The 24400-nt window shown below is 69.0% G+C and carries 27 protein-coding genes, 1 tRNA gene and 1 riboswitch; of the genes, 19 read left to right on the top strand and 9 right to left on the bottom strand.

What is annotated here, in order from left to right; translation table 11 throughout:
- Nucleotides 1–129: 129 nt before the first annotated feature.
- The gene (locus ABZX02_RS12900) at nt 130–546 is read right to left on the bottom strand and encodes a roadblock/LC7 domain-containing protein (RefSeq protein WP_245983082.1); all 417 of its coding nucleotides are present in this window, start codon (nt 544–546) and stop codon (nt 130–132) included.
- The gene (locus ABZX02_RS12895; protein ID WP_355297723.1) at nt 546–1157 is read right to left on the bottom strand and encodes a hypothetical protein; all 612 of its coding nucleotides are present in this window, start codon (nt 1155–1157) and stop codon (nt 546–548) included. Before ABZX02_RS12895 ends, ABZX02_RS12900 begins: the two co-directional genes overlap by 1 nt.
- A 54-nt stretch (nt 1158–1211) precedes the next feature.
- On the opposite strand from ABZX02_RS12895, the gene ABZX02_RS12890 reads away from it, so the two are divergent.
- Nucleotides 1212–1334 (top strand): hypothetical protein, encoded by a 123-nt coding sequence (locus ABZX02_RS12890; RefSeq protein ID WP_355297721.1) that lies wholly within the window; start codon nt 1212–1214, stop codon nt 1332–1334.
- Between the two features lie 298 nt (nt 1335–1632).
- Here the strand turns inward: ABZX02_RS12890 and ABZX02_RS12885 are convergent.
- Nucleotides 1633–1706, bottom strand: a tRNA-Gly gene (locus ABZX02_RS12885).
- Nucleotides 1707–1781: 75 nt separating this feature from the next.
- On the opposite strand from ABZX02_RS12885, the gene dcd reads away from it, so the two are divergent.
- On the top strand, nt 1782–2363 hold the full coding sequence (dcd, locus tag ABZX02_RS12880; protein WP_355297719.1) for a dCTP deaminase: 582 nt from the start codon (nt 1782–1784) through the stop codon (nt 2361–2363).
- Here dcd and ABZX02_RS12875 read toward each other — a convergent pair.
- Nucleotides 2360–3340 carry a cation diffusion facilitator family transporter gene (locus ABZX02_RS12875; protein WP_355297717.1) on the bottom strand — a complete coding sequence of 327 codons (981 nt, stop codon included), beginning with the start codon at nt 3338–3340 and terminating at the stop codon, nt 2360–2362. The genes dcd and ABZX02_RS12875 overlap by 4 nt on opposite strands.
- A gap of 308 nt (nt 3341–3648) precedes the next feature.
- Here ABZX02_RS12875 and ABZX02_RS12870 point away from each other — a divergent pair, with 308 nt between their 5' ends.
- From ABZX02_RS12870 to ABZX02_RS12850, 5 genes are all read left to right on the top strand, one after another.
- Nucleotides 3649–4407 (top strand): SdrD B-like domain-containing protein, encoded by a 759-nt coding sequence (locus ABZX02_RS12870; RefSeq protein ID WP_355297716.1) that lies wholly within the window; start codon nt 3649–3651, stop codon nt 4405–4407.
- 18 nt (nt 4408–4425) lie between these two features.
- On the top strand, nt 4426–4977 hold the full coding sequence (locus ABZX02_RS12865; RefSeq protein WP_355297714.1) for a MarR family transcriptional regulator: 552 nt from the start codon (nt 4426–4428) through the stop codon (nt 4975–4977).
- Nucleotides 4978–5136: 159 nt separating this feature from the next.
- Nucleotides 5137–6390 carry an LPXTG cell wall anchor domain-containing protein gene (locus tag ABZX02_RS12860; protein ID WP_355297712.1) on the top strand — a complete coding sequence of 418 codons (1254 nt, stop codon included), beginning with the start codon at nt 5137–5139 and terminating at the stop codon, nt 6388–6390.
- Nucleotides 6391–6413: 23 nt separating this feature from the next.
- A complete protein-coding gene (locus ABZX02_RS12855) occupies nt 6414–7676 on the top strand; it encodes a hypothetical protein (RefSeq protein WP_355297710.1) in 1263 nt (420 codons plus the stop codon).
- 32 nt (nt 7677–7708) lie between these two features.
- Nucleotides 7709–8089: a phage holin family protein gene (locus ABZX02_RS12850; RefSeq protein WP_355297708.1), complete on the top strand. Its 381-nt coding sequence runs from the start codon at nt 7709–7711 to the stop codon at nt 8087–8089.
- Between the two features lie 61 nt (nt 8090–8150).
- On the opposite strand, the gene ABZX02_RS12845 is transcribed toward ABZX02_RS12850, so the two are convergent.
- On the bottom strand, nt 8151–10412 hold the full coding sequence (locus ABZX02_RS12845; protein ID WP_355297706.1) for a (Fe-S)-binding protein: 2262 nt from the start codon (nt 10410–10412) through the stop codon (nt 8151–8153).
- Nucleotides 10413–10557: 145 nt separating this feature from the next.
- Between ABZX02_RS12845 and ABZX02_RS12840 the strand changes: the two genes are divergently transcribed.
- Genes ABZX02_RS12840 through ABZX02_RS12830 form a run of 3 tightly spaced genes read left to right on the top strand, consistent with a single transcriptional unit; the run spans nt 10558 to nt 12024 of the window.
- The gene (locus tag ABZX02_RS12840) at nt 10558–10881 is read left to right on the top strand and encodes a multidrug efflux SMR transporter (RefSeq protein ID WP_355297704.1); all 324 of its coding nucleotides are present in this window, start codon (nt 10558–10560) and stop codon (nt 10879–10881) included.
- Nucleotides 10878–11465 (top strand): TetR family transcriptional regulator, encoded by a 588-nt coding sequence (locus ABZX02_RS12835; RefSeq protein ID WP_355298393.1) that lies wholly within the window; start codon nt 10878–10880, stop codon nt 11463–11465. Before ABZX02_RS12840 ends, ABZX02_RS12835 begins: the two co-directional genes overlap by 4 nt.
- A gap of 4 nt (nt 11466–11469) precedes the next feature.
- Nucleotides 11470–12024 (top strand): hypothetical protein, encoded by a 555-nt coding sequence (locus tag ABZX02_RS12830; RefSeq protein WP_355297703.1) that lies wholly within the window; start codon nt 11470–11472, stop codon nt 12022–12024.
- 3 nt (nt 12025–12027) lie between these two features.
- Here the strand turns inward: ABZX02_RS12830 and ABZX02_RS12825 are convergent, their stop codons facing one another.
- The gene (locus tag ABZX02_RS12825) at nt 12028–13062 is read right to left on the bottom strand and encodes a peptidoglycan recognition family protein (protein ID WP_355297701.1); all 1035 of its coding nucleotides are present in this window, start codon (nt 13060–13062) and stop codon (nt 12028–12030) included.
- 220 nt (nt 13063–13282) lie between these two features.
- Between ABZX02_RS12825 and ABZX02_RS12820 the strand changes: the two genes are divergently transcribed.
- From ABZX02_RS12820 to ABZX02_RS12795, 6 genes are all read left to right on the top strand, one after another.
- Nucleotides 13283–14134: a DUF4097 family beta strand repeat-containing protein gene (locus ABZX02_RS12820; protein WP_355297699.1), complete on the top strand. Its 852-nt coding sequence runs from the start codon at nt 13283–13285 to the stop codon at nt 14132–14134.
- 180 nt (nt 14135–14314) lie between these two features.
- Nucleotides 14315–16177: a molecular chaperone DnaK gene (gene dnaK / locus ABZX02_RS12815; RefSeq protein ID WP_355297697.1), complete on the top strand. Its 1863-nt coding sequence runs from the start codon at nt 14315–14317 to the stop codon at nt 16175–16177.
- Entirely contained in the window at nt 16174–16797 is a 624-nt protein-coding gene (gene grpE / locus ABZX02_RS12810) for a nucleotide exchange factor GrpE (protein ID WP_355297695.1), read from the top strand. Before dnaK ends, grpE begins: the two co-directional genes overlap by 4 nt.
- A 33-nt stretch (nt 16798–16830) precedes the next feature.
- Entirely contained in the window at nt 16831–17991 is a 1161-nt protein-coding gene (gene dnaJ / locus ABZX02_RS12805; protein WP_355297693.1) for a molecular chaperone DnaJ, read from the top strand.
- A 5-nt stretch (nt 17992–17996) separates the two neighbouring features.
- On the top strand, nt 17997–18425 hold the full coding sequence (locus tag ABZX02_RS12800; RefSeq protein ID WP_285637061.1) for a helix-turn-helix transcriptional regulator: 429 nt from the start codon (nt 17997–17999) through the stop codon (nt 18423–18425).
- Nucleotides 18422–18925, top strand: a complete 504-nt coding sequence (locus ABZX02_RS12795; protein WP_355297691.1) for a hypothetical protein — start codon at nt 18422–18424, stop codon at nt 18923–18925. Before ABZX02_RS12800 ends, ABZX02_RS12795 begins: the two co-directional genes overlap by 4 nt.
- Here ABZX02_RS12795 and ABZX02_RS12790 read toward each other — a convergent pair.
- Nucleotides 18907–19806 (bottom strand): SDR family oxidoreductase, encoded by a 900-nt coding sequence (locus ABZX02_RS12790; RefSeq protein ID WP_355297689.1) that lies wholly within the window; start codon nt 19804–19806, stop codon nt 18907–18909. The two genes, ABZX02_RS12795 and ABZX02_RS12790, sit on opposite strands and share 19 nt — an antisense overlap.
- Before the next feature lie 86 nt (nt 19807–19892).
- Between ABZX02_RS12790 and ABZX02_RS12785 the strand changes: the two genes are divergently transcribed.
- Complete coding sequence (locus tag ABZX02_RS12785; RefSeq protein ID WP_355297687.1) at nt 19893–20468, top strand: helix-turn-helix domain-containing protein; 576 nt, start codon at nt 19893–19895, stop codon at nt 20466–20468.
- Here ABZX02_RS12785 and glyA read toward each other — a convergent pair.
- Together glyA and ABZX02_RS12775 are read right to left on the bottom strand one after the other, a co-directional pair.
- The gene (gene glyA, locus ABZX02_RS12780) at nt 20451–21668 is read right to left on the bottom strand and encodes a serine hydroxymethyltransferase (protein ID WP_355297685.1); all 1218 of its coding nucleotides are present in this window, start codon (nt 21666–21668) and stop codon (nt 20451–20453) included. The genes ABZX02_RS12785 and glyA overlap by 18 nt on opposite strands.
- Nucleotides 21669–21681: 13 nt before the next feature.
- A riboswitch (ZMP/ZTP riboswitch) is annotated at nt 21682–21766 on the bottom strand.
- A gap of 6 nt (nt 21767–21772) precedes the next feature.
- The gene (locus tag ABZX02_RS12775) at nt 21773–22876 is read right to left on the bottom strand and encodes an FAD-binding oxidoreductase (RefSeq protein ID WP_355297683.1); all 1104 of its coding nucleotides are present in this window, start codon (nt 22874–22876) and stop codon (nt 21773–21775) included.
- Nucleotides 22877–23195: 319 nt separating this feature from the next.
- Here ABZX02_RS12775 and ABZX02_RS12770 point away from each other — a divergent pair, with 319 nt between their 5' ends.
- Nucleotides 23196–23831 carry a pyridoxamine 5'-phosphate oxidase family protein gene (locus ABZX02_RS12770; protein ID WP_355297681.1) on the top strand — a complete coding sequence of 212 codons (636 nt, stop codon included), beginning with the start codon at nt 23196–23198 and terminating at the stop codon, nt 23829–23831.
- 5 nt (nt 23832–23836) lie between these two features.
- Nucleotides 23837–24259 (top strand): HIT domain-containing protein, encoded by a 423-nt coding sequence (locus tag ABZX02_RS12765; RefSeq protein ID WP_355297680.1) that lies wholly within the window; start codon nt 23837–23839, stop codon nt 24257–24259.
- Nucleotides 24260–24400 lie beyond the last annotated feature (141 nt).

Below are 24400 nucleotides of genomic sequence, written 5' to 3'. Positions count from 1 at the left end.
GCGGGACGGCTCATCCGAATTGCCGTCGCTCGGTCGTGTGCGGACGTGTCTCCAGGCGGACGAGAACATTGCCGAGAGTCGTGAACCAAGCGTGGGCATGGGCAGCGACCATTTTTCGCACTGGTGCTTCTACGAGGAAAGGATCACGCCGACTCGCTCGATCACGGGGCGGGTCTCGTGCAGGAGACGGCCGAGGTTCAGCCCCTTGTCCCCGAGCACGACCATCAATGACAACCTGCCGATGGCGTACACGGCCATGTAGCCCTCGCTGCCGAACACAACGGTCTGGCTGAGCGTGCCCAGGCCGATCACCTCGGCCGCCTGACGTGCGATGCCGAGGTCGGCGGCGGCCAGCGCCGAGATGTGCGCCGGGTCGATGTTCTTCGCCACGTCGGCCACGATGGGGATGCCGTCGGACGCGGCGATGACCGTGTCGGTCACTCCGGCGACATTTTCGCGAAGTTTTCGCAGTTCGGCGCTCAGAGCGTCGTAGTCCAATTCACTCCCCTTCAGAATCGGAAATGTAGAACCGCTCAGGACAAACATCACACCTCCGACGACCTCAGGGAGACTTGGGTATCCGGTTTGATTTCCACTCGTGGACGCAGTGCGGCCAACCCCCAATGCGTGCACTTGAACGACGTAGCGGCCGGAGCGATCTCCAGCAGTCCGTCGGCGAGCATGTGGGCGATCTCGACGGTGACGGGGTGCAGACTCCGCCCCAGCGCGAACGCCAGGTCCCGCGCGGTGCGCCGTCCGGTGGCGTGCGCGAGGATCTCCCGCCGCTCCGCCCCCAGCCCGGCCGGCTGCCTGCCGCGAGCGGGCACCACCCGGTCCCGGTACGGCGACAGCGAGGACGACGCGAGCGCGTCCAGCCGGCGCGCGGTCTCCGCCAGCAGCACGTCGGGTCTCAACCCCTCGTCCGCAGGCAGCAGCGGCGGATCGATGCGCTCGTCGACGACGTACCGCTCGATCTCGCCCACGGCCGCGGCGAACGCCCCGTCGTGCACGGCGGCCAGCACCAGGCCCTGGAGCTCGGTGGCGCCGACGATCCCCCTGGCGACCAGTGCCGCCGGCAGGGACCGCGTCTCGACGCTCTCCACCAGAGCCGCGGTCCAGTCCCCCTCCTCGATCCGGCCCGAACTCAGCAACAACACCTCGGCCCCGGGCGAACCGGGACTTTCCGCGGAGACCACCACGCCGTCGCGCAAATGGAACAGACCACCCGCATTGCCCACGATGCGCAAAGCGCCGGTGATTCGATCCGCATGACACTGCGCCAGGGCCTGCGCGAGAACGTCGAATGCGGCTCGATTGTCGCGTCTCAGGGGTGACTCCGGGTTAATTCGGACTTACAGAGCGGGACTGACTGGCGGTTAAGATCATCCGATCGAGTGCGGAACTCGAATCGAAAGAGCGACCGCCAGGGCTACTTCTTACCCGCCGAAACCACGAATCCGGGTCAGGCATCACTCCATCGAGTGAAGCATTCCACGGCACGCGGCCAGCATTTCATGCGCGATAAATGATTCGGCCGGAGCGCGAAAACAGGGCGTGACGTCGCGGTACGTGCCGGTGCCGACAAAAGCGAAGGCCCCGGCGAGTCGAGGTGACTCGCCGGGGCCTCCGGCGTGGAGCGGGTGACGGGAATCGAACCCGCCTCTACAGCTTGGGAAGCTGTCGTTCTACCAATGAACTACACCCGCAGGAGCAAGCTCGTCGCCGATCATACACAGAGCGGCCACGCGAGCGGTGGCCCCGTCTTCGGTTAGCCTGTCCGCGTGCTGCTGAGTGACCAGGATCTGCGCAAAGAGGTCGAGTCCGGCCGTCTCGTCCTCGACCCGTTCGACGTCGAGATGCTCCAGCCGTCGAGCATCGACGTGCGGCTGGACCGGTTCTTCCGGGTCTTCAACAACACCAGGTACACCCACATCGACCCCGCGCAGCAGCAGGACGACCTGACGAGCCTCATCGAGGCGCCCGAGGGCGAGCCGTTCGTGCTGCACCCCGGCGAGTTCGTGCTCGGCAGCACCTACGAGATGGTGACGCTGCCGGACGACCTGGCGGGCCGTCTCGAGGGCAAGTCCAGCCTCGGCCGCCTCGGCCTGCTCACGCACTCGACCGCGGGCTTCATCGACCCCGGCTTCTCCGGCCACATCACTCTGGAGCTGTCGAACGTCGCGAACCTGCCCATCACGCTGCACCCCGGCATGAAGATCGGGCAGCTCTGCCTGTTCAAGCTCAGCAGCCCGGCGGAGCACCCGTACGGCTCGAAGCAGGCGGGCAGCCGGTACCAGGGGCAGCGGGGGCCGACGCCGAGCCGCGCCCACCTGAACTTCCACCAGACCGACACGCGGCGCTAGCCGAGGTCGCCGTACCGCTCCAGCACCCGCCGGCGCAGTTCCGGATCGGTGCGCGGCACGGGTTCGAGGAAGATCTCGTCCAGGTCCGGGAACTCCGCCCGCAGCTCCGCGGAGATCCGCACGCACGCGTCCTCCAGCTGGTGCGCGGTCAACGCGTCGTCGAAGTCGAGGCGGGCGCACAGCAGCACGCGGTCGGTGCCGATGAGCATCGTCAGCACGTCCACGACGGCGTCGACCTCGGCCACCTCGCCGAGCCGCCGCCAGATCGCCTTCACCACCACCGGGTCCGCCTGCCGGCCGATCAGCAGGCCGCGGTTGGTGCGCGCCAGCACGTAGGCGACGACCGCCAGCAGTGCGCCGATCGCCAGTGACGCGAGGCCGTCCCAGATCGACGAGCCGGTCAGCTGGTGCAGGCCGAGGCCCGCGAACGCGAGCAGCAGGCCGGTCAGCGCGGCCGAGTCCTCCAGGAAGACCGTCTTCACGGTCGGGTCGTCGGAGACGCGCAGGTAGTCCCAGAACCCGCGGCCGTGGGCGGCCGACTCGGAGCGGACCTGGCGGAACGCCTGCGTCCACGAGATCGACTCCAGCACGAAGGCGAGGCCCAGCACGATGTAGCCGACCAGCGGCCTCGTCTGCTCCTCCGGCTCGCCGAACACCGTGCGGAAGCCCTCGTAGAACGCGAACACCGCGCCCGAGGCGAAGATCGAGACCGCGGCCAGCAGCGACCAGAAGTAGCGCTCCTTGCCGTAGCCGAACGGGTGGCGGCGGTCGGCCGGTCGGTCCGAACGGCGCAGCGCGGTGAGCAGGAGTCCCTCGGTGAACGTGTCGGCCACCGAGTGCGCGGCTTCGGAGAGGATCGCGGCCGATCCGGTCACTATGCCCGCAATGGCCTTCATGACCGCTATGGCCAGGTTGACCAGCAGTGCGAGGACGACGGTCAGCGTGCTTTCGCCCGAGCCCTGCGGCTTCTCGCTCATGTCGATCAGCCTAGGCCGCAGGGCGCGCGGCACCCGTTCACTACTGCATTCGAGTGACATTCGGGGGCTGGGGCAACATCGGCAACCCCTGCGGTGTCTTAAGGGCGGGATCTGCACCGGGGGGACGCTGATCACCAGGGGGTAAGACGGAACGGCCCGCGTCCGGGAGAGACGCGGGCCGTTCTGCGTTTCCCGGCCCCGCCAGGATCACGATCCGGTCACCGGCGGCAACCGGATGTGCCTCCTCGGGCGATCTACCTCCGGAGGCTCTGGGGAGAGCTTCGGAACACCGATCTCCTGGGGGAGAAATGCACAAGTTCACCATCGGCCTCTTCGCGGCCGCGTCCGTTCTGCTCGCCTGTTCGCCGGCGTTCGCCGAGCGGCCCAACACCATCAACGGCGAGATCTGGCTCGACGTCAACGAGGACGGCGTCCGCCAGGCCGGCGAGCCGCCGATGGCGGGTGTGCTGGTCGGCCTGCCCGGCAAGCCCGCCAACGCCACCACCGACGCGCACGGCCGGTACCGGTTCACCGGGCTCGCGGACGGCACCTACGAGATCGAGTTCGCCAGGCCGTTCGGGCACGGGCTCACCAAGCCCGGCGTCGACTCCGACGTCGACTGGCTGCAGAGCGGCAAGCACTCCGTCGTGGTCCAGCACGGTTCGCGGCAGCGCGTGGACGCCGGTTACCGCAAGGCCGACCACAACAAGAGCGTCGGCGTCGTCGAAGCGGACCGGACGACGATCGCGGTCGGCGAGCGCGTCACGTTCAAGGTGTTCTACGGCAACATCGGCAACGTCGCGGACCAGATCCAGCTCGACGCCCGCTGGGGCGCCGGGTTGCGGCTGGAGAGCATCTCCGGTGCCGTCCACCACATCTGGGACAACGAGGCGAGCACGTTGCTCGGCGCGGTCGCTCCCAGTGCGGGCGCGCAGTACGCGCTGGCCACCTTCGTCGCGACGGGGCCGGGTGACCTGAGCGTGGAGTTCGCCGTTCCGGCCGACATCGAGGGCGACTCCGACCCGAGGAACAACGTCGCGCACGGGTACGTCTCCGTCATCGGCTGACGGAACTACCATCTCGACATGGGCGAGCGTGGTGCGGACGACACCGATGCCGAGGTCGAAGCGTGGAGGGCCATGGTGCCGGCGATCGATCCGGTGGTCGAAGGTGTGGTCGACCGGGTGCACCAGATCAGCAAGTACCTCGACTTCCTCGCCACGGAGATCGCGGCGCCGCACGGGCTGAACCGCGCGGACTACGAGATCCTCGCCCGGTTGTTCTGGATCGGGCCGCCGCACCGGCTCACGCCGAAGCAGCTCGCCAACGGCACGCTGAGCCCGGCCACCACGATCACGAGCCGCCTCGACCGGTTGGAGAAGGCGGGTCTGGTGGTCCGGGAGCTCGACCCGAGCGACCGGCGGTCGTTGCCCGCGACGCTGACCGACGCGGGCCGCGAGATCTTCCTGCAGATCGTGGCGGGCCAGGCGGAACGGGAGCGCGACCTCTTCACCGCGCTGCCCGGCGCCGACCTGGAGAACCTGCGCGAGCTGCTGCGCCAGGTGATGGAGGTCCTGTCCGGCGAGCTCGGTCCGGCCCACCGTCGCACCCGGCTCGCCCTCGACAGCAAGGAGTAATTGCTACGAACTCGTACTATCCGATATCGTGCTAAATGGCACGAGAGGGAGGGGTGCGAGATGGGTGGCTATCCGCTGTCGGAGTGACCTAGAACACGCAACGCTGACCCCCGGTGTTCCGATGTCCTAAATGGAGTAATTCGGACACTGGGGGAATCAGTGCGCAACACCTTCGCCGTCGCGACGACGGCTGCCCTCGTGCTGACCGCGACGGGCACACCCGCTCTCGCGCAGGACGAGACCATCAGCATCACCGGCCGGGTCTTCGTCGACCGCAACGGCAACGGCGTCTTCGACGAGGGGGACGGCGTCCGAGTCGGCGGGCCCGGTGTCCGGATCACCGGCGACGACGGGTTCACGACGGACCTCCCGGTGGGCCCCAGCGGCATGTACCGGGTCCAGAAGCTGAAGAAGTCCACGTACAAGGTGGAGACCCTCGACGTCGTCAACTACACGACCGCCAAGAGCTCGTACACCACGTCCGAGACGGTGACCGCGGGCGACTTCGCGCTGGTCGGCCAGGTCGTCACGGGTATCGCGTACGTCGACGCCAACGGTGATGGCACCAAGCAGGCGGACGAGAACGCCGTCACGCAGGGGATCAGGGTCACGGGCACCGCCAGGGACGGTTCGCCGATCGACATCACCAGGACCGCGGGCGCGAACGGTGCCTACCGGTTCGACCTGGAACTCGGCGACGTCACGCTCACGGCGCCGTTGCTCAACGGCGACGGTCTCGTCCTCGGCAAGCCCAATGCCGCCAAGGACATCGACTGGGCCACCTACACCCGCAAGCTCACCGCGCAGACCGAGCAGGTCGACCTGCGCTACATCACCGCAGCGGCGAACATCACCGTCAAGGGTGCGCTCGTGCCGGCCAAGGACACCTACCTCGTCGGCGAGCAGATCACCGCGAAGGTGCAGCTCGTCAACACCGGCAACGCACCGGTCCTGCCGACGATCGGACTGGGCCAGTTCCACGCGAAGGTGTTGCGCCACAGCGACAACCTCGAGGCCGAAAGCGGCACGCAGTTCGAGCTGAAGCACCGGATCGTTCCCGGTGCGACGGAGGAGGTCGAGCTGACGTTCACCGCCACCGGCACCATCTTCACCGCGTTCATGCTGGTCGTGTTCAACGAGATGCGCGGGTTGAAGGACGTCGACACCACCGACAACCTCCTGCAGATCGCCGCGAAGGTCGTCGAGAAGGGTGCGGAGACCACCGCCCCGACCACGACGACCACCACCGCCGCGCCGGTCACGACCACCACCACGCAGGCCGTGGCGCAGGCGGGCAACAAGTCCGGCCTCGCGTCGACCGGTGCGTCCCCGCTGGGCTTCCTGGCCCTCGGCGCACTGCTGCTCGCGGCGGGCACCAGCGCGTTCTTCTTCGCGCGCCGTCGCCGCTCCTGAAGAAGAAAGTTCCTGGGGGACAAGTGAAGAAGCTCTTCGCCGTCACGATGACGGCTGTTCTCGCGCTGCCCGTCGCGGCCACCTCGGCCGCGGCGGCGAACGAGACGATCACCATCGAGGGTGCGAACTTCCTCGACCGCAACGGCAACGGCAAGTTCGACGAGGGCGAGACCCTGCGCGCGGACACCCGCATGCAGGTGCGGAACCTGGAGACCCGCCAGATCGTGTGGGACTCGCACGCCAACCGCGGCGGTCGCTACCACGTCGAGCTGGGGAAGGGCCCGCGGTACTCGATCACCGTAGACCTCGGCGCCTACACCGCCGAGCGCACCGAGCTGATCGTGTCGGAAGACGACGCGCACGCCGACTTCGCGTTCACCGGCACGTTCCTGAGCGGCCTCACCTTCGTCGACTCGAACGGTGACGGCGTGAAGCAGGCCGACGAGAAGACGCACACCGGCAAGGTCAAGGTCAGCGGGCTCACGCGGGCGAACCTCAACTTCACCGCGGAGACCGAGGCCGACGCGAACGGCGCCTACGTGCTCGACCTCCCGCTCGGCGACCTGACGATCACCGCGCCGGACCTGAGGAAGAGCCGCCTCGTGCTCGCGGAACCGAAGTCCGCCACCGACATCGACTGGCTGACCGGCACGCGCGCGGTGGGCGACCCGGCGAGCCGCCGGCTCCAGGTCGACCTGCGCTACGTCGAGGCCAAGGCCGACTTCGCACTGGCCTCCATGATCACGCCGGTCAAGGAGACCTACACCGTCGGCGACCAGATCGACCTGAAGCTGACGGTGGCCAACAAGGGCAACATCGCGCTGGCGCCGACCGTCGTCCTGGGCTCGTTCGCCGGGAAGCTCCTGTCGCACAGCCCCCACGTGTTCGTGGAGGACGACGACGTCTTGACCTTCATGGACCGGATCCTCCCCGGCAAGCAGGGCGAGATCACGCTGAAGATCGAGCTGAACGACGTCCGGTACGACGAGGTGCACGCGATGGTGCGCTTCGTCCCCGAGGGCTTCCAGGACGTCGACCCGACGAACAACGTCGTCAGCACCCCGATCAAGGTCGTCGAGAAGGCGGGCGAGACCACCGCGCCGACCACGACGACGACCACGACCGCGCCGGTCACGACCACCACCACGCAGGCCGTGGCGCAGGCCGGGAGCAAGTCCGGCCTCGCGTCCACCGGCGCCTCGCCGCTCGGCTTCCTCGGTCTCGGCGCGCTGCTGCTCGCGGCCGGTGTGAGCGCGTTCTTCGTGGCGCGCCGCCGCCGGTCCTGACCACTGAGGACTCGCCACGGTTAGTCTGCGGCATGGGCATCTTGGTGCATGTGCTGCTGACTGCCGTGGCGGTCTGGGTGTCGACCGCCCTCCCCGGCATCGACCTGGGCGAGGGCTCCACCGGCTCGAGAATCCTCACGCTGATCGGCGTCGCGGTGATCTTCGGCCTGGTCAACGCGATCGTGAAGCCGCTCGTGAAGTTCTTCGGCTGCCTGTTCTACCTGCTGACCCTCGGCCTCATCGGGCTCGTGGTGAACGCGCTGCTGTTCATGCTCACCGGGTGGCTGGCCGAGCAGCTCGACCTGCCGTTCCGCGTCGACGGCTTCTGGCCCGCGTTCTGGGGCGCGATCATCGTCGCCCTGACCGGCTGGGTGCTGGACGTGATCTACGACAAGGTCACCGACAAGGACTAGTCGTACCAACGAGAAAGGCCCTCGGTCCACAACGGACCGAGGGCCTTTCCGCTTGTTGCGGCTACGCCTTCGCCTTGTCCTCGTCCGGCAGCGGCGTGCCGGTCGGGACCTCGTCGGTCGGCGTGTCCTTCTTCTCCGTGCCGCGGCGGACGGACTCCAGCAGCATCTGCGCCACGTCCACGACCTCGACGTGCGCACCGGCCTGGCCGTCGGACTGACGCGCGGTGACGCCGTCGGTCAGCATCACGCGGCAGAACGGGCAGCCCGTCGCGATCTTCGACGGTGCGGTGCCGAGGGCCTCGTCCACGCGGTCGAGGTTGATGCGCTTGCCGATCCGCTCCTCCATCCACATGCGCGCGCCACCGGCACCACAGCACATGGACCGCTCTTCGTGGCGCGGCATCTCGCGCAGCTTCGCGCCCGACGCCCCGATGAGCTCGCGCGGTGCTTCGTAGACCTTGTTGTGGCGGCCCAGGTAGCACGGGTCGTGGTACGTGACGTCCTCGGTGACCGGTGCGACCGGCACCAGGCGGCGTTCGCGGACCAGCTTGTTGAGCAGCTGCGTGTGGTGCACGACCTCGTACGTGCCGCCGACCGACGGGTACTCGTTGGCCAGCGTGTTGAAGCAGTGCGCACACGTCACGACGATCTTGCGCTGACCGGCGGGCCGGTCCTCGAACACCGAGTTGAGCACCTCGACGTTCTGCTGCGCGAGCATCTGGAACAGGAACTCGTTGCCGGCGCGGCGGGCCGGGTCACCGGTGCAGGTCTCCTCCGGGCCGAGCACCGTGTACTTCACGTCCGCGGTGTGCAGCAGTTCGGCGACGGCACGCGTGGTCTTCTTCGCGCGGTCCTCGAACGCGCCGGCGCAGCCGACCCAGAACAGGTACTCCGCGTCGCCCAGCTCGCCGTCGAACACCGGCACCTCGAACTCGAGGCCCTCGGTCCACGCCAGGCGGTCCTTGGCGTTCTGGCCCCACGGGTTGCCCTTGTTCTCCAGGTTCTTGAACATGCCGCCGAGCTCGGTCGGGAAGTTCGACTCGATCAGCACCTGGTAGCGGCGCATGTCGACGATGTGGTCGACGTGCTCGATGTCCACGGGGCACTGCTCCACGCACGCGCCGCACGTGGTGCAGGACCACAACACCTCGGGGTCGATGACGCCCAGCTCGTCCGGGCCGCCGATCAGCGGGCGCTCGGCCTCGGCCATCGCCAGCACGTCGATGGACTCGAGGCGCTTCTTGTAGTCCTCGTACTTGTCCTCGGTCAGGCCGACCTCGTCACCGGCCATGTCCTTCGAGCCGCCGGCCAGCAGGTATGGCGCCTTGGCGTACGCGTGGTCGCGCAGCTGCGTGATGACCAGCTTGGGCGACAACGGCTTGCCGGTGTTCCAGGCGGGGCACTGCGACTGGCAGCGGCCGCACTCGGTGCAGGTGGAGAAGTCGAGCCAGCCCTTCCAGCTGAAGTCCTCGACCTTGCCGACGCCGAACACGTCCTTGTCCGGGTCGGCCTCCTCCAGGTCCAGGACCTTGCCGCCCGACATCATCGGCTTCAGCGCGCCCAGCGCGACGCCACCGTCGTCCTCGCGCTTGAAGTAGATGTTGAAGAACGCCGAGAACCGGTGCCAGGCGACGCCCATCGTGAGGTTCCGGCCGACCACGATCAGCCAGATCATGCCGCTCAGCAGCTTGACCAGCGCCATCACCGACACCCAGATGGGCGCGGACGGCAGGATCTGCGCGAGCGGCTGCGTCACGAACGACGTCCACAGCGGGGCCGACTCGAGGCCGCTCGACTGCTTGAACGCCTTCACCAGCAGGATGCCGATGCCCTCGATGATGACGACGGCCTCGACGAAGTACGCGGACTTGAAGTCCGACCCCTGGAAGCGGGAGACCCGGTCGGCGCGGCGCGGGTGGTTGCGCTGGCGGATGACCGCGAGGGCCACACCACCGACGACGGTGCCGAGACCCAGCAGCTCGATCAGCAGCAGCCAGACCGACCATGTGCCGATGATCGGCCAGTGGAAGTGCGGGTCGAACACCTCGCCGTACGCCTCGAACAGCACCGCGGAGCCGATGAGGAAGCCCCACATCACCATCCAGTGCCACGGGGCGACCGAGCGGAACTTCGCCATTCTGGTGTGCGCGACGAACTCGACGATCATCGTCTTCATGCGCGGCACGAACGGGCCCATGCGGGTGCCGTCGGGCTGGCCGAGCCGGATGATCTTGATCTGCTTCAGCACGGCGGCGACGAACACGCCCCAGGCGACGACGCTCACCGCCACGGCGACGAGTCCGAGAACCAGCTGGAGGGTCATGGCGGGAGTCTAGGCCAGGTTACTACTCAGTAACCACTTGGACGTGGCCGGTGTCTCCTCGCGTACCGGTCAAGTATCCGGATGTTGATCAAAAACTTATGGAACAATCGTTCAAGTAGTAGTTCTGAGCAGGCCGGGGGTCGCCGTGTTATACGTGTATCTCGCAGCAGCCATCGCGGCGGAGATCGCCGCCACGGTGTCGCTGAAACTGTCCGAGGGTTTCACCCGACTGTGGCCCTCTGTGGTCGTCGTGGCGGGGTACGCCATCGCCTTCACGGCACTTTCGCGCGCGTTGAAGTTGGGTATGCCCGTCGGCGTCGCCTACGCCGTGTGGTCCGCCATCGGTGTCGCAGCCGTGGCGCTGATCGGCTGGAAGTTCCTCGGTGAGACCCTCAACCCCACGATGGTCGTCGGTCTGGCTCTGATCATCGGGGGTGTGGTGACGCTCGAACTCGGGAGGACGCACTGACCGCGGTAGCTGACATCCAGAAGGTCGACGGGCGCAAGGCGCGCGGCGAGAAGAAGCGGCGCGCCATCGTCGAGGCCACGCTGCGCGTCATCGAACGCGACGGCGTCGCGGGCGTGACCCACCGCAGCGTGGCGCGGGAGGCGGGCGTACCGACCACGGCGCCCACCTACTACTTCGCGACGCTCGACGACCTGCTGATCGCCACGCTGCTGTGGTCGGCCGAGGCGATGTGCGACGACGTCCTGAAGATCATCGCCAGCGGCACGCCCCGGGAGATCGCGCGCAGCCTCGCGAAGGCCGTCGACGAGAACCGCGGCCGCACGCTCGCCGAGTACGAGCTCTACCTGCTGGCGGGCCGCCGTCCCGAGCTCAAGCCCGCCGCGCGCCGGTGGCTCGACCTGGCCACCGAGGTCGCGAAGCCCGCGGACCCGGTGGCGTTCCGGGCGTTCCTCGCGGCCATCGACGGCCTGCTGATGCAGGGCCTGATCGCCGACGTTGCTCCGAACGAGGCCGAGTTGGAGCCAATCGTGTCCTTCTTGATCTGCGGCCGCGACGATTCCCCGGCCGCCGCGCGGGAAGAATGAGGTCATGAAGTTCGCGCGAGAGGTGTCCGGCATCAGCCACGGGGTCAGCCTGGGGCTGCTCGCCGCGCTCTACGTGCGCGACTCGCTGGCGTTGTCGGTCGACGTCGAGCCGCACGTGCCGGGCCTGGACCCGTCGTTACCGGTGCAGGTGCCGCTCGGCACCGACCGCGCCGCCGTGACCGCCGAGTGGCCCGGCTGGTGGGCGGACGCGCTGGACGCGTGCACCCGCGGCGCCGAGTCCCCGACGCCCGAGGACGCCCCGGCGTTGCTGACGAGGCCGGCCAGCCGCGCCGCCGTGCTCGCCCTCAAGCCCGGCATCGAGCAGCTGCACCGGGTGCAGAGCCCGGCCGCGCTGCCCATCGGGGACGTGCTGCGCGGCATCGAGTCGCGCATCGGCCGGTGGGCGCAGAGCGTCGAGCTGCACATCGCCGAGGTGCCCGTCGACGGCCTGCTGTGGGAACGCATCGCGCCCGCGCACGTGCTGGCGTCCACCCGGTTCCTCAACGACCCGGCGCGCACGGCCCCGGCATTGCGCGCGGTCCTCGAAGACCTGGTCTGAAGCTCAGCGGGCCTTGGCGACCTGGGCGCGAACGTCCGGGAGGTAGGGGTAGAAGGAGTTTCCGGGGCACTGCGTGGAGTTCCAGTCCCGATGCCCGGAAATGGTGTCGACCGCTTTGGTCGCGCCGCCGACGGGGTTGACGTACTCGGTGCGGCCGAGGGGGTCGAGACCGCACTCCTCGACCAGGGCGGCGAGAACGGTGACCAGCGATCGTCGCGCGGCGTCCGACGGGATGCCGGAGGTGAGGTCGCCGAGCAGGCAGACGCCGATGTTGCCGGCGTTGAAGCCGCCGACGTGGGCAGCGCTGACCACGTGCGGGCGGCCGTCGGACCTCCTCCCGGCGAACACCGGGACGTCGTCCTCTCCCGTGTAGCGGCCCTCGTACACCTGCCCGGCCGGGTCGATCAGCAGGTGGTAGCCGATGTCGCCCCAGCCCCGGCTGACGGTGTGGTCGTAGTAGATGGCGCGCAGGTCGGCGGCCGGGTCGGACGAGGCGGTGAGCGCCGTGTGGTGCACCGTCAGCGCCTGGACCGGGAAGTGCTCCTGGGGGTAGCGGTCCTCGCCGTTCTCCGTGAACCGCAGGCTCTCGTCCGCTCCCCAGACGTGCCGGGGCAGGTAGGGGTAGGGCGCCTCGACCGCGACGGGGGCGACCCGCTCGCCGGCCGGGCCGCTCACGACGTCGAGCTCCGACACCCTCGCGGCCGCGGGCAGGTCCAGTTCGTACTCGAGAACCCCGGCGGGCAACGCGGTGAGCGAGGCCGGACGTCCGTCGGCGTCACGGCCGCCGCCGCACCCGTCCAGGGTGCGCCACCGGCCCCACCCCGCCGCCGTGCGGGTCCGCAGCCGGGCGGGACCACCGCTGACGCCGAGGTGCGTCGGCGCCGGCAGCCCGGCCGGCAGGAGCTGGACCCCGGGGCGCAGGTCGCGGGTGCGGCTCAGCGTTCGGGGAAGTGCTCTCGCCGTCGGTGACGTGAACAGGCCCGTTCCGGTCACCGCCGCGAGGCCTTTCAGCACGGAACGCCGGGAGAGTGCCGCCATGAATCCGTCCTCGCATTCCGGGAATCCCTCGAATTCGAGCCTGCAACGGTATTCGGCCGGTTCGTCGTTCCGGCGCACCCGATCGGCGGCGGGTCCACCTCTTTCGGTGGTTCTTCTCCGCCGGACTCCCGCCGAACCGGCGTGGGTAGGGCCAGCCCCACCCCCGCTTCGGGGGCCAACTGCCGTGTCCCCCAGCCTCGCCACCTCTAGTTTTGTGCTCATGATGAGGACGGCGCTGGTGACGTTGGTGGCGGGGGCGGTGCTCGCGGCGTCGGCCGGCTGTGGCATCCGCATCGAGAAGTACGAGTTCTCCGACGACCACGTCGTCGACGAGAAGTACACGACAGTGAAGGTGCGCGGGGGCGACCACGACGGCCACTCGGGGGACGTGACGATCCGGTACCAGCAGGGGCTGACCGAGACGAAGATCCACCGCAGAGTGGAGCACCGGAAGAACAACAAGCCGTCGGGCGTCCAGCACCGCGTCGAGGGGGACGTGCTGGTGCTGGACGGCTGCGGCGACGACTGCGAGATCAACTACGAGGTCCTGGTGCCCGACGCCGCGGTCGCCGTGCAGGGCGAGACCGGGTCGGGGGACGCGGTCTTCGAGGGCCTCGCCGCGGTCGACTACCGCACCGGGTCCGGGGACATCACGGTCAGGGACGTCAAGGGGGACGTCCGCGCCACCTCGGGATCGGGCAACTTCGCGGCGGGGCGGATCGACGGCGGCGTGACGGTGGAGGTCGGCTCCGGCAACCTGGTGCTCGACCTGATCAAGGGCAAGTCGATGCTCGTCACCCACTCCGGGGACATCGTGGGTACCGGCATCGGCAACGACATCGTGGCCGACGCGTCCTCGGGCAACGTCTCGCTGACGCTCCTCTCGGAGCGGCCGGTGCGGGCGAACTCCGGGTCGGGCGACATCAACCTGAGGATCCCCGGTGGTCCGTTCCGGATCATCGGGGAGTCGGGCAGCGGTGAACGCATGATCAACGTGCCCACCGATCCGGTCGCGAAGACCGAGCTCAAGCTGAACACCGGGTCGGGGGACATCCGGGTCGTGGGCATCTGAGCCTGCGCGCTGTGTCGAGGGCCACTCCACAAGGGGTGGCCCTCAGTGCGTTGTGAGGGAACAACGGGACATCTTCGGCCGTTGAGCCAGTCAGGAAGCTTGAGTCGGGTAGGCTCAGGTTTGAGCGGATGGCAAACTTGAGCCAGCAACGCTCAACAAGTACTAGCGGAAGGAACTCCAATGGCGCGTGCAGTCGGCATCGACTTGGGGACGACCAACTCCGTCGTCGCCGTTCTCGAGGGCGGTGAGCCGACGGTCATCGCCAACTCGGAGGGCTCGAGGACGACCCCGTCCATCGTCGCGTTCGCCAAGAACGGCGAGGTGCTCGTGGGTCAGCCCGCGAAGAACCAGGCCGTCACCAACGTCGACCGCACGATCCGCTCGGTCAAGCGCCACGTCGGCACGACCTGGCAGACCGACGAGATCGACGGCAAGAAGTACACCTCGCAGGAGATCAGCGCGCGCGTGCTGATGAAGCTCAAGCGCGACGCCGAGGCGTACCTGGGCGAAGAGATCACCGACGCGGTCATCACCGTCCCCGCCTACTTCGAGGACGCGCAGCGCCAGGCCACCAAGGAGGCCGGCCAGATCGCGGGTCTCAACGTGCTCCGCATCGTCAACGAGCCGACCTCCGCCGCTCTGGCGTACGGCCTCGACAAGGGCGAGAAGGAGCAGACCATCCTGGTCTTCGACCTCGGTGGCGGCACGTTCGACGTCTCACTGCTCGAGCTCGGCGACGGCGTCGTCGAGGTCCGCGCGACCTCCGGTGACAACCACCTCGGTGGCGACGACTGGGACCAGCGCGTCGTCGACTGGCTGGTCGAGCGCTTCAAGCAGGCGAACGGCATCGACCTGACCAAGGACAAGATGGCCCTCCAGCGCATCCGTGAGGCTGCGGAGAAGGCCAAGATCGAGCTGTCCAGCTCGTCGCAGGCGTCGATCAACCTGCCGTACATCACGGTCGACGCGGACAAGAACCCGCTGTTCCTCGACGAGACGCTGTCGCGCGCCGAGTTCCAGCGCATCACCAACGACCTGCTCGAGCGCACCCGTGCGCCGTTCAACAACGTGATCAAGGACGCCGGCGTCTCCGTCGGCGACATCGACCACGTCGTGCTCGTCGGTGGCTCGACCCGCATGCCCGCCGTCGCGGAGCTCGTCAAGGAGCTGACCGGCGGCCGCGAGCCCAACAAGGGCGTGAACCCGGACGAGGTCGTCGCCGTCGGCGCCGCCCTGCAGGCCGGTGTCCTCAAGGGCGAGGTCAAGGACGTCCTGCTGCTCGACGTCACCCCGCTGTCCCTCGGCATCGAGACCAAGGGCGGCATCATGACCAAGCTGATCGAGCGCAACACCACGATCCCGACGAAGCGCTCCGAGACCTTCACGACGGCCGACGACAACCAGCCGTCCGTGCAGATCCAGGTCTTCCAGGGCGAGCGCGAGATCGCGGCGCACAACAAGAAGCTCGGCATGTTCGAGCTGACCGGCCTGCCGCCCGCCCCGCGTGGCGTGCCGCAGATCGAGGTCACCTTCGACATCGACGCGAACGGCATCGTCCACGTGTCGGCGAAGGACCTGGGCACCGGCAAGGAGCAGTCGATGACGATCACCGGTGGCTCCGCGCTGCCGAAGGACGACATCGACCGCATGGTGAAGGACGCCGAGGCCCACGCGGAGGAGGACAAGCGCCGCCGCGAGGAGGCCGAGGTCCGCAACCAGGCCGAGACGCTCGTCTACCAGACGGAGAAGGTCGTCAAGGAGAACGACGACAAGCTCCCGGCCGAGATCAAGGACAAGGTCAACGCCGCGATCGCCGAGGCGAACGAGGCGCTCAAGGGCACCGACATCGCCGCCATCAAGGCCGCGGTGGAGAAGCTCGCGACCGAGTCGCAGGCCATCGGCCAGGCGATCTACGCGAACGCCCCCGGTGCCGCCGGCGCCGAGGCCCCCGGTGCCGAGGCTCCGGGTGCCGCGGGTGCGGGCGCCAAGAAGGACGACGACGTCGTCGACGCCGAGATCGTGGACGAGGACGAGAAGAAGTGACCGAACCGAGGCATGCCGCCCCTGACGAGGAGCAGCCTCAGGTCGTCGTGAACGACCGGCGCCGGATCGACCCCGAAACGGGCGAGGTCCGGCCGCCGGCCCACGCGGCACCGGAGGAAGGCGCTGCTCCGGCTGACGAACCCCTGGTCGCGGAGGTCGTGGACGAGGTCGCCGCCGAGCTGAAGACCCAGCTCGACGAGCGCACCGCGGACCTCCAGCGGCTCACCGCCGAGTACGCGAACTACCGCAAGCGGGTGGAACGCGACCGGGAAGCGGTGATCAACAACGCGAAGGCGTCCGTCGTCACCGAGCTCCTCCCGGTGCTGGACGACATCGAGCGGGCCGCCGCGCACGGCGACCTGACCGGTGCGTTCAAGGCCGTGGCGGACAAGCTCGTGTCCACGCTGCAGAAGAGCGGCCTCGAGCCGTTCGCGCACGAGGGCGAGGCGTTCGACCCGTCGGTGCACGAGGCCGTGCAGCACAGTACGTCCCCGGACGTCGAGGGCCCGACCGTCACCGCCGTGCTGCGGCGCGGCTACCGGTTCGGCGACAAGCCCGTGCGGCCCGCGCTCGTCGCGGTGACCGACCACGAGCCCGCCGCGCCGTCCGAGGAAGCCTGAGCAAATCCCTCTAAGGGAAGGAGGAGACGTCCGGTGAGTCAGAGGGACTGGATCGAAAAGGACTTCTACCGCGAGCTGGGCGTCTCCTCAGAGGCGTCCGCGGACGAGATCAAGAAGTCCTACCGCAAGCTCGCCCGCGAGCTGCACCCCGACGCGAACCCCGGTGACGCCAAGGCGGAGGCCCGCTTCAAGGCGGTCTCCGAGGCCTACGGCGTGCTGTCGGACCCGGCCAAGCGCAAGCAGTACGACGAGGCCCGCCGGCTGTTCGCGGGCGGAGGGTTCCCCGGCTCCGGTGGCTTCGGCTCCGGCGGGTTCGACGTCAACGACCTGTTCGGCCGTGCCGCGCAGGGCACCGGTGGCGGCGGCCTGGGCGACCTGCTCGGCGGCCTGTTCAACCGGCGCGGTGGCGGGACGGCCGGTTCGCCGACGCGCCCGCGCCGCGGCGAGGACGTCGAGACCGACGTCCGCATCGACTTCACCGAGGCGGTGCAGGGGGCGACGGTGCCGTTGCGCCTCTCGTCCCCCGCCGCCTGCACGACGTGCAACGGGTCCGGCGCGAAGCCCGGCACCACGCCGCACACCTGCGCCACCTGCTCGGGTTCCGGCCTCGTCACGCGGTCGCAGGGCGCGTTCGCGTTCAGCGAGCCGTGCCGCGACTGCCGCGGCACCGGCAAGATCATCGACGACCCGTGCCCCGAGTGCGGTGGCGACGGCGTCAGCACCCGCACCCGCACGCTGACCGTCCGGATCCCGTCCGGGGTCGACGACGGACAGCGGATTCGCCTTGCGGGACAAGGCGAACCGGGGCGCAACGGTGGTCCGAGCGGCGACCTGTTCGTGCGCGTGCACGTCAACCCCCACAGCGTGTTCGGCCGCCAGGGCAACGATCTGACGCTGAAGGCGCCCATGACGTTCTCCGAGCTCGCGCTCGGAACCACGTTGACCGTCCCCACCCTGGACGGCAAGGTCTCTTTGAAGGTGCCCGCGGGAACGGCCTCCGGCCGGGTGCTGCGGGCGCGGGGCAAGGGGATCACGAAGCGGGACGGGTCCGCGGGCGATCTCCTGATCACCCTGGAGGTCGCGGTGCCGAACAACCTGTCGTCCGAGGCGCGCAAGGCCCTCGAGGCCTACGCGGACGCGACCGAGGACCACGACCCGCGCGGAGACTTGAACGCACTCCTTGAAGGGCGGTGAGTTCGGTGGGTTTTCCGTTCCCTCCCGGGACCGATGAGGACACGCCGTTCTTCGTGATCTCGGTGGCGGCCCAGCTGTCGGGCCTGCACGCCCAGACGCTGCGGTCCTACGACCGCATGGGCCTGGTGTCGCCGGGCCGCACGTCCGGTGGCGGCCGCCGCTACTCGATGCGCGACATCGTGCTGCTGCGCGAGGTCCAGCGCCTCTCGCAGGACGAGGGCGTGAACCTCGCCGGCATCAAGCGGATCATCGACCTGGAAAACCAGGTGGACGCCCTGCGATCGCGGGTTGTAGAACTCCAGCAGGAGCTGGCACAAGCGTTGGCGGCGGCCGATTCGACGGCCGCCGCGGTGCACGCCTCCTACCGTCGTGACCTCGTGCCGATCAGGCAGGAGACCGCCCTCGTCGTCTGGAAGCCCAAGCCCCGCAAATGATCGAGCGCCTGTACGACGTCTTCGCGACGCCGCGTCCCCGTGTGGTCGACTTCTGCGACCACTGCGTGGACGCGGCGAGCGTGGAGCCGTTCACGACCGTTCCGTTGCGCCAGTTGACTTCCGAGCACCTCGGCGAGTTCTGGCTGAAGTCCGGGACGATCGGGGACGAGGCGTTCGTGCGGTACCTGCTGCCGCGGGTGCTGGAGCTGATCGCGGCCGGTGACCTCGACGCCGACTTCTTCTGGCTGCGCCTGGTGTCCGAGGCCTACGCGGAGGACGAGCCGGGCGTGCGGGCGGCCCTGCACGACTACTTCCTCGGCACGCCCGTCGCGTTGGCCGGCCTGGTGCGCGAGGGGCCGAAGGCCGGCCCGTTGACCGAGTGGTCCCGCACACCGGAAACCCTTGCCGTGCTGGAAGGCATGGCGCTGACGGAGCCTGATCCCAGCGGCGCGCTCTCCGACGCGCACGCCGAGCTCGAAGCTCACCTCTCGTCGAAGTAGAACCCGGACTCCAGGTCCTCCAGGAGGCCGGGCTCCTTCGGTTCCCAGCCCAGCAACGCCTTCGTGCGCTCGGCTGAGGTCGGCGCGTCCCGCGACACCATGAACGCCAACGGCCCGAAGTGCTCCTGCGCGCGTTCCGCCGGGATGCTCTCGGTCGGCACGCCCAGCTTCCGGCCGATGACCTCGGCGATCTCCCGCATCGTGATGGCCTCCTCGCCGACCGCGTGCAGCACCGACCCCGCCGGCGCCTTCTCCGCCGCGAGCCGGTAGAGCCGCGCCGCGTCCCGCGTGTGCCCGGCTGACCAGCGGTTCGTGCCGTCACCGGGGTAGCCGGAGACGCCCGTGGCGCGGGCGGTCCTGACCAGGATCGGGATGAAGCCCGCCGTGTCCAGTTCACTGTGGACGGTCGGCGGCAGCACCACGACCGAGCCGCGGAGGCCGGTCGCGTCGAGGATCGCGTTGCGGGCGGCGCCGCGCGGGCCCTCGCTGGGGATCCGCTCCTCCTCGGTGGCCGTGCGGCCGAGGCCCGAGTACGACAGCGTGCCGCCGGTGCCGACCAGGGCCTTGCCGGTACCCGCCAGCTCGTCCAGGAACGCGTGGACCACGGCGAGGTCGGCCTCCGACGCGCCCTGGTAGTCGCCGGCGTACATCTCCTCGTGCTTGAACGCCAGGTGGATCACGGCGTCCGCCTCGGCCGCGCCCTTGCGCAGGCCGTCGAGGTCGTCCAGGTCGCCGCGCCGCACGGTGACGCCCTGGGCTTCGAGCTTCGCGGCCGACGCGTCGGAGCGGGCCAGGCCGACGACCTCATGACCGTTGTTCAGCAGTTCCGGGACCAGGGCGGAGCCGACGTGGCCGCTGGCTCCCGTGACGAAGACCTTCATGTGCGTGTCCTTCGAAGTGATGGGACTTGGTCTCATCAACCGTAGCAGAGTGATGGGACCAAGTCGCATCACTTAGGATGTGCGTCATGGGTCGATGGGAGCCGGACGCGCGGGAGCGGTTGGTGCGCGCCGCACTCGACCTGTTCGGCGAGCAGGGGTACGAGAACACCGCGGTCGCGCAGATCGCCGAGCGCGCGGGCCTCACGAAGAGCACGTTCTTCCGGCACTTCCGGGACAAGCGCGAGGTGCTGTTCGGCGGGCAGGACGTGCTGGCTGAGCTGATGACGTCGGCGATCGCGGAGGCTCCTGCGGACGCGCTGCCGTTCGACGTCGTGGAGGCGGCGCTGGTGGCGACCGCCGTGACGTTCACCGACGAACGGCGGGCGCACGGGCCGCAGCGGCTCGAGGTGATCGCGAGCAACGACGAGCTGCGCGAGCGGGCCGCGTTGAAGATGGTCGGCTTCGCGGTCGCGATGACGGACGCGCTCAAGCGGCGCGGGCTGCCGGAACTGGAGGCCGCGGTGGCCGCCGAACTCGGCGTGCTGGCGTTCGACCGCGCCTACGAGCGCTGGCTGCCGACCGGCGGGGACTTCGCGGAAGTCGCCCGCCGGACGCTCGGCGACGTGCGTGCGGCGGTGGCGGGGCTAGAGAGCGCCGAGTAGTTCGCCGACCTCGGCGGCGATGCGGTCCAGCGCCTGCTCGTCGTCGTGGGCGGCGATCGCGCGGTCGATCCAGTCCGCGATCAACGGCATCTGCTCCGGCTTCAGGCCGCGGGTGGTGACGCCGGCCGTGCCGAGGCGGATGCCGGACGGGTCGAACGGCTTGCGGGTGTCGAACGGGACGGCGTTGTAGTTCAGCTCGATGCCCGCCCGGTCCAGCGCCCGCGCGGCCGGCTTGCCACCGATCAGCTTGGACGTCAGGTCGATCAGCACCAGGTGGTTGTCGGTGCCGCCGGAGACCAGGTCGAAGCCGCGGTCCAGCAGGGCGTCGGCGAGCGCCTTCGCGTTCTTGACGATCGTGTGGGCGTACTCGCGGAACTCCGGCTGCGACGCCTCGTGCAGCGCCACGGCGATAGCGGCCGTCGTGTGGTCGTGCGGGCCGCCCTGCAGACCGGGGAAAACGGCGCGATCGATCGCCTTCGCGTGGTCGGCGTCGCACAGGATCATGGCGCCCCTCGGACCCCGGAGCGTCTTGTGCGTGGTCGTGGTGATGACCGGCGCGTGCCCGACGGGCGACGGGTGGGCACCACCCGCGACCAGGCCCGCGATGTGCGCGATGTCGGCCACCAGGAGCGCGCCGACCTCGTTCGCGATCTCGGCGAACGCGGGGAAGTCGATCGTGCGCGGGATGGCCGTGCCGCCGCAGAAGATCACCTTCGGGCGTTCGGCGAGGGCGAGCGCACGGACCTCGTCGAGGTCGACGACGCCGGTGTCCTTGCGGACCTCGTACTGGACCGCGTTGAACCACTTGCCGGTCGCGGACACGCTCCAGCCGTGCGTCAGGTGGCCGCCCATCGGCAGCGACATGCCCATCACGGTGTCGCCGGGCTGCAGGAACGCGAGGTACACGGCGAGGTTCGCCGGGGCGCCGGACAGCGGCTGGACGTTCGCGTGGTCCACGCCGAACAGCGACTTCGCCCGGTCGATGGCGAGCTGCTCGACCTGGTCGATGACCTGCTGGCCCTCGTAGTACCGCTTGCCGGGGTAGCCCTCGGAGTACTTGTTGGTCAGCACCGAGCCTGTTGCCTCAAGCACGGCGGCCGACACGTCGTTCTCGGACGCGATCATGCGCAGCTTGCTGGCCTGACGGCGTTCCTCGGCCTGGATCAGGGTGGCGATCTCGGGATCGACTTCGCGCAGCACGGCATCACTCCGTGCCGGGCACCCAGGCGTTCGGTGCGCTCGGCCGTCGCTTCCCGGTGGTCAGTTCCACCCTCGGCACGCCAGTCGCTTTCGACGTGCCGAGTTTAGTCCAGCGTGAACGGGTCGTACTTGATCCGGTCGAGCGGCGTTCCGGCGACCAGCATGCGGGAGACCGTCGACCTGATCATGGCGGGGCTGCCGCAGACCAGGACGTCGCGCTCTTCCCACGCGCCGTAGCGGGTGACCACGTCGGCGAGGCTGCCCTGCTCGACACCGCGTACGCCGGGGTCCGACTCCAGCACCGGCACGACCGTGAGCCACGGGTTCGTGGTCGCGATGCGCTGCAGGTTGTCGAGGTCGTAGAGGTCCTCGCGGGTGCGGCCACCGTAGAAGAGGTGCACGCGCGGGTTCTCGCCGTACTGCGACAGCTCGTCGATGATCGCGTGCATCGGCGCGACACCGGTGCCGCCGGCCACCATCAGGATGTCCTTGCCGGCCGTGCGGTCGACCGACAGACGTCCCATGGGCGGTCCGATGCGCCACGTGTCACCGGCCTGCGTGTGGCCGACCACCGAGCGGGACACCCAGCCGCCGTCCACGGACCGGATGTGGAACTCGATGACGCCGTCCTCGCGCGGTGCGTTCGCCGGCGAGAAGTACCGCCACAGGCGCTTGCGCTGCGGGGTCTCCACGCTGACGTACTGACCGGCCTTGTAGCTCACCGGGTGGTCCGGCTGCAGGCGCACGACGGCGAGGTCCCACGAGACGCGCTGGTGCTCGAGCACCGTCGCGTGCCAGTAGGCGGGGCCGCTGTCGGCGTCGGCCGCCTCCTGCATCGCCCTGGCCATGAGGGTGTAGGCCTCGGCCCACGCCATCTCGACCTTGGGCGTCCAGGCGGCGCCGGAGAACTTCTTCACCGCGGACAGCAGTGCCGTCCCGACCGCCTCGTAGTGGACGTTGATGACACCGAACTTGCGGTGGTCACGACCCAGCTGACGGAGGAAGGGGATGAGGTCGTCCGGGCGGTCGACCATCTGCACCACGTGCACGAGGGCGCGCAGCAGGCGGCTGCGTTGCACCTCCATGTTCGCGGGGAACATCTCGCGTGTGGCGGGCGAGAGCGAGAAGAGCATGCCGTAGAAGAACTTCGCCACTTCTTCGGCGTGCGGTTCCACCACCGCGAAGCTCTCCCGGATCATGCGCACCATCGCGGTGACGCCGGGTGGAGGCTCCCGGTGTGGCGGGGTTGGGATGGGGCTCAGCACAGCGTTCGCAGTCATGGTCCGCGCGCAGTCTCCACGTTCTCATTGGGTGTTTCTGAGTAGCGCCGGCTGGGGCGCTGTCGTTACTCGTCAAGCATCCGTCCCCCGACAGAGTGGACACTAACCCCTGATCGGGCCCTTTGACTCCTTGATGCCACCTTCGAGCGAAGCATCGTCACTCTACGTGTTTAGTTGTTACCGCAACAGTGTGAATGTGAGGATCCGTCTGTACCGGGTTGCGCGCTTGCGTGCTTGGGTTGGGCGCGTGTCCCTGCCTGAGCTGACTGAAACCACCTCACCCGACCGTGTGGAGCTGCCTGGCTCACGAGGTGAGCACTTCCTCCAATGTGCCCTGGAGACGACCGATCGCGCTACGCGCTTCTACCAGGACCAGGTGCTGGACCACCTCAACCCGCTGATGATGGGGTTCGTCGCCAAGATGGAGATGGCGTTCATCTCGACCGCCGACGCCGACGGCGAGTGCGACTCCTCGCTGCGTGCGGGGCCGGCCGGGTTCCTCCGGGCGCTCGACTCGCGGACCCTCGTCTACCCCGAGTACCGGGGGAACGGGGTGATGGCTTCTTTGGGGAACATCATGGAGAACCCGCACGTCGGGATGCTGATGGTGGACTTCACGGAGGACCTGATCGGGCTGCACGTGAACGGGTCTGCCCGGATCGCTCCGTTCGAGGAGTTCGCCGGGTTGGTGTCGGAGGACGACCGGAAGGTCGAGCGGTGGGTGGTGGTGACGGTTCGGGAGGCCTACATCCACTGCCGGAAGCACATCCCGCGGATGGTTCCCGTTGATCGGATCCGGGACTGGGGGACGGATGACGTTCGGCGGAAGGGTGGGGACTTCTTCGAGGCCAAGGCCGGGCGGGCCGGGCGGGCCGACAGCTGACGGCTGTGGCTGACGGGTGTGTGTTCTGCTCGCTGATGTCCGGTGACCTGCCCGCTCAGTGGGTGGCGCAGGAGACGGACGTCGTGGCCTTCCTGCCTTTGCCGGGGAGTTCGCTGGCTCCTGGGCACACGCTGGTGGTGCCTCGGGTGCACTGCGTGGGGGTGCAGGACGCGGCTGGGGACGTGCTGGCTGCTGCGATGGGGATGGTGCGGCGGGTGGCTCTGGCTGCTCAGGCCGCTCTGGGGGCTTCCGGGGTGTGCGTGTTGAACGCTTCTGGGCCCGGGTCTGGGCAGAGTGTCGCCCATCTGCACTTTCACGTGGTTCCGCAGTGGGAGGACGATCCTTTTCTCGCTTGGCCGGAGGGGCGGTCCGGGTGGGTGGTCGAGGGGGACGTGGCTGGGGCGTTGCGGGGAGCCTTTGAGGGGTGAGCGGCTTGTCGCGACCTGGCTCGTGTCGCCTTGCGAGTCGCGACCTTGCATCGTGGTCACCTTGCGTGCGGCGACCTTGCGTTGCGTGCTTCCCCTGGGGCTCTGCCCCAGACCCCGGCAATCTGATCAGGGGGTCCGCGC

This window comes from Lentzea sp. NPDC003310 (assembly GCF_040610935.1).
Classification (GTDB): domain Bacteria; phylum Actinomycetota; class Actinomycetes; order Mycobacteriales; family Pseudonocardiaceae; genus Lentzea.
Note: the sequence above shows the minus strand (reverse complement) of the source record. Positions and strands in the feature narration are given on the sequence as shown.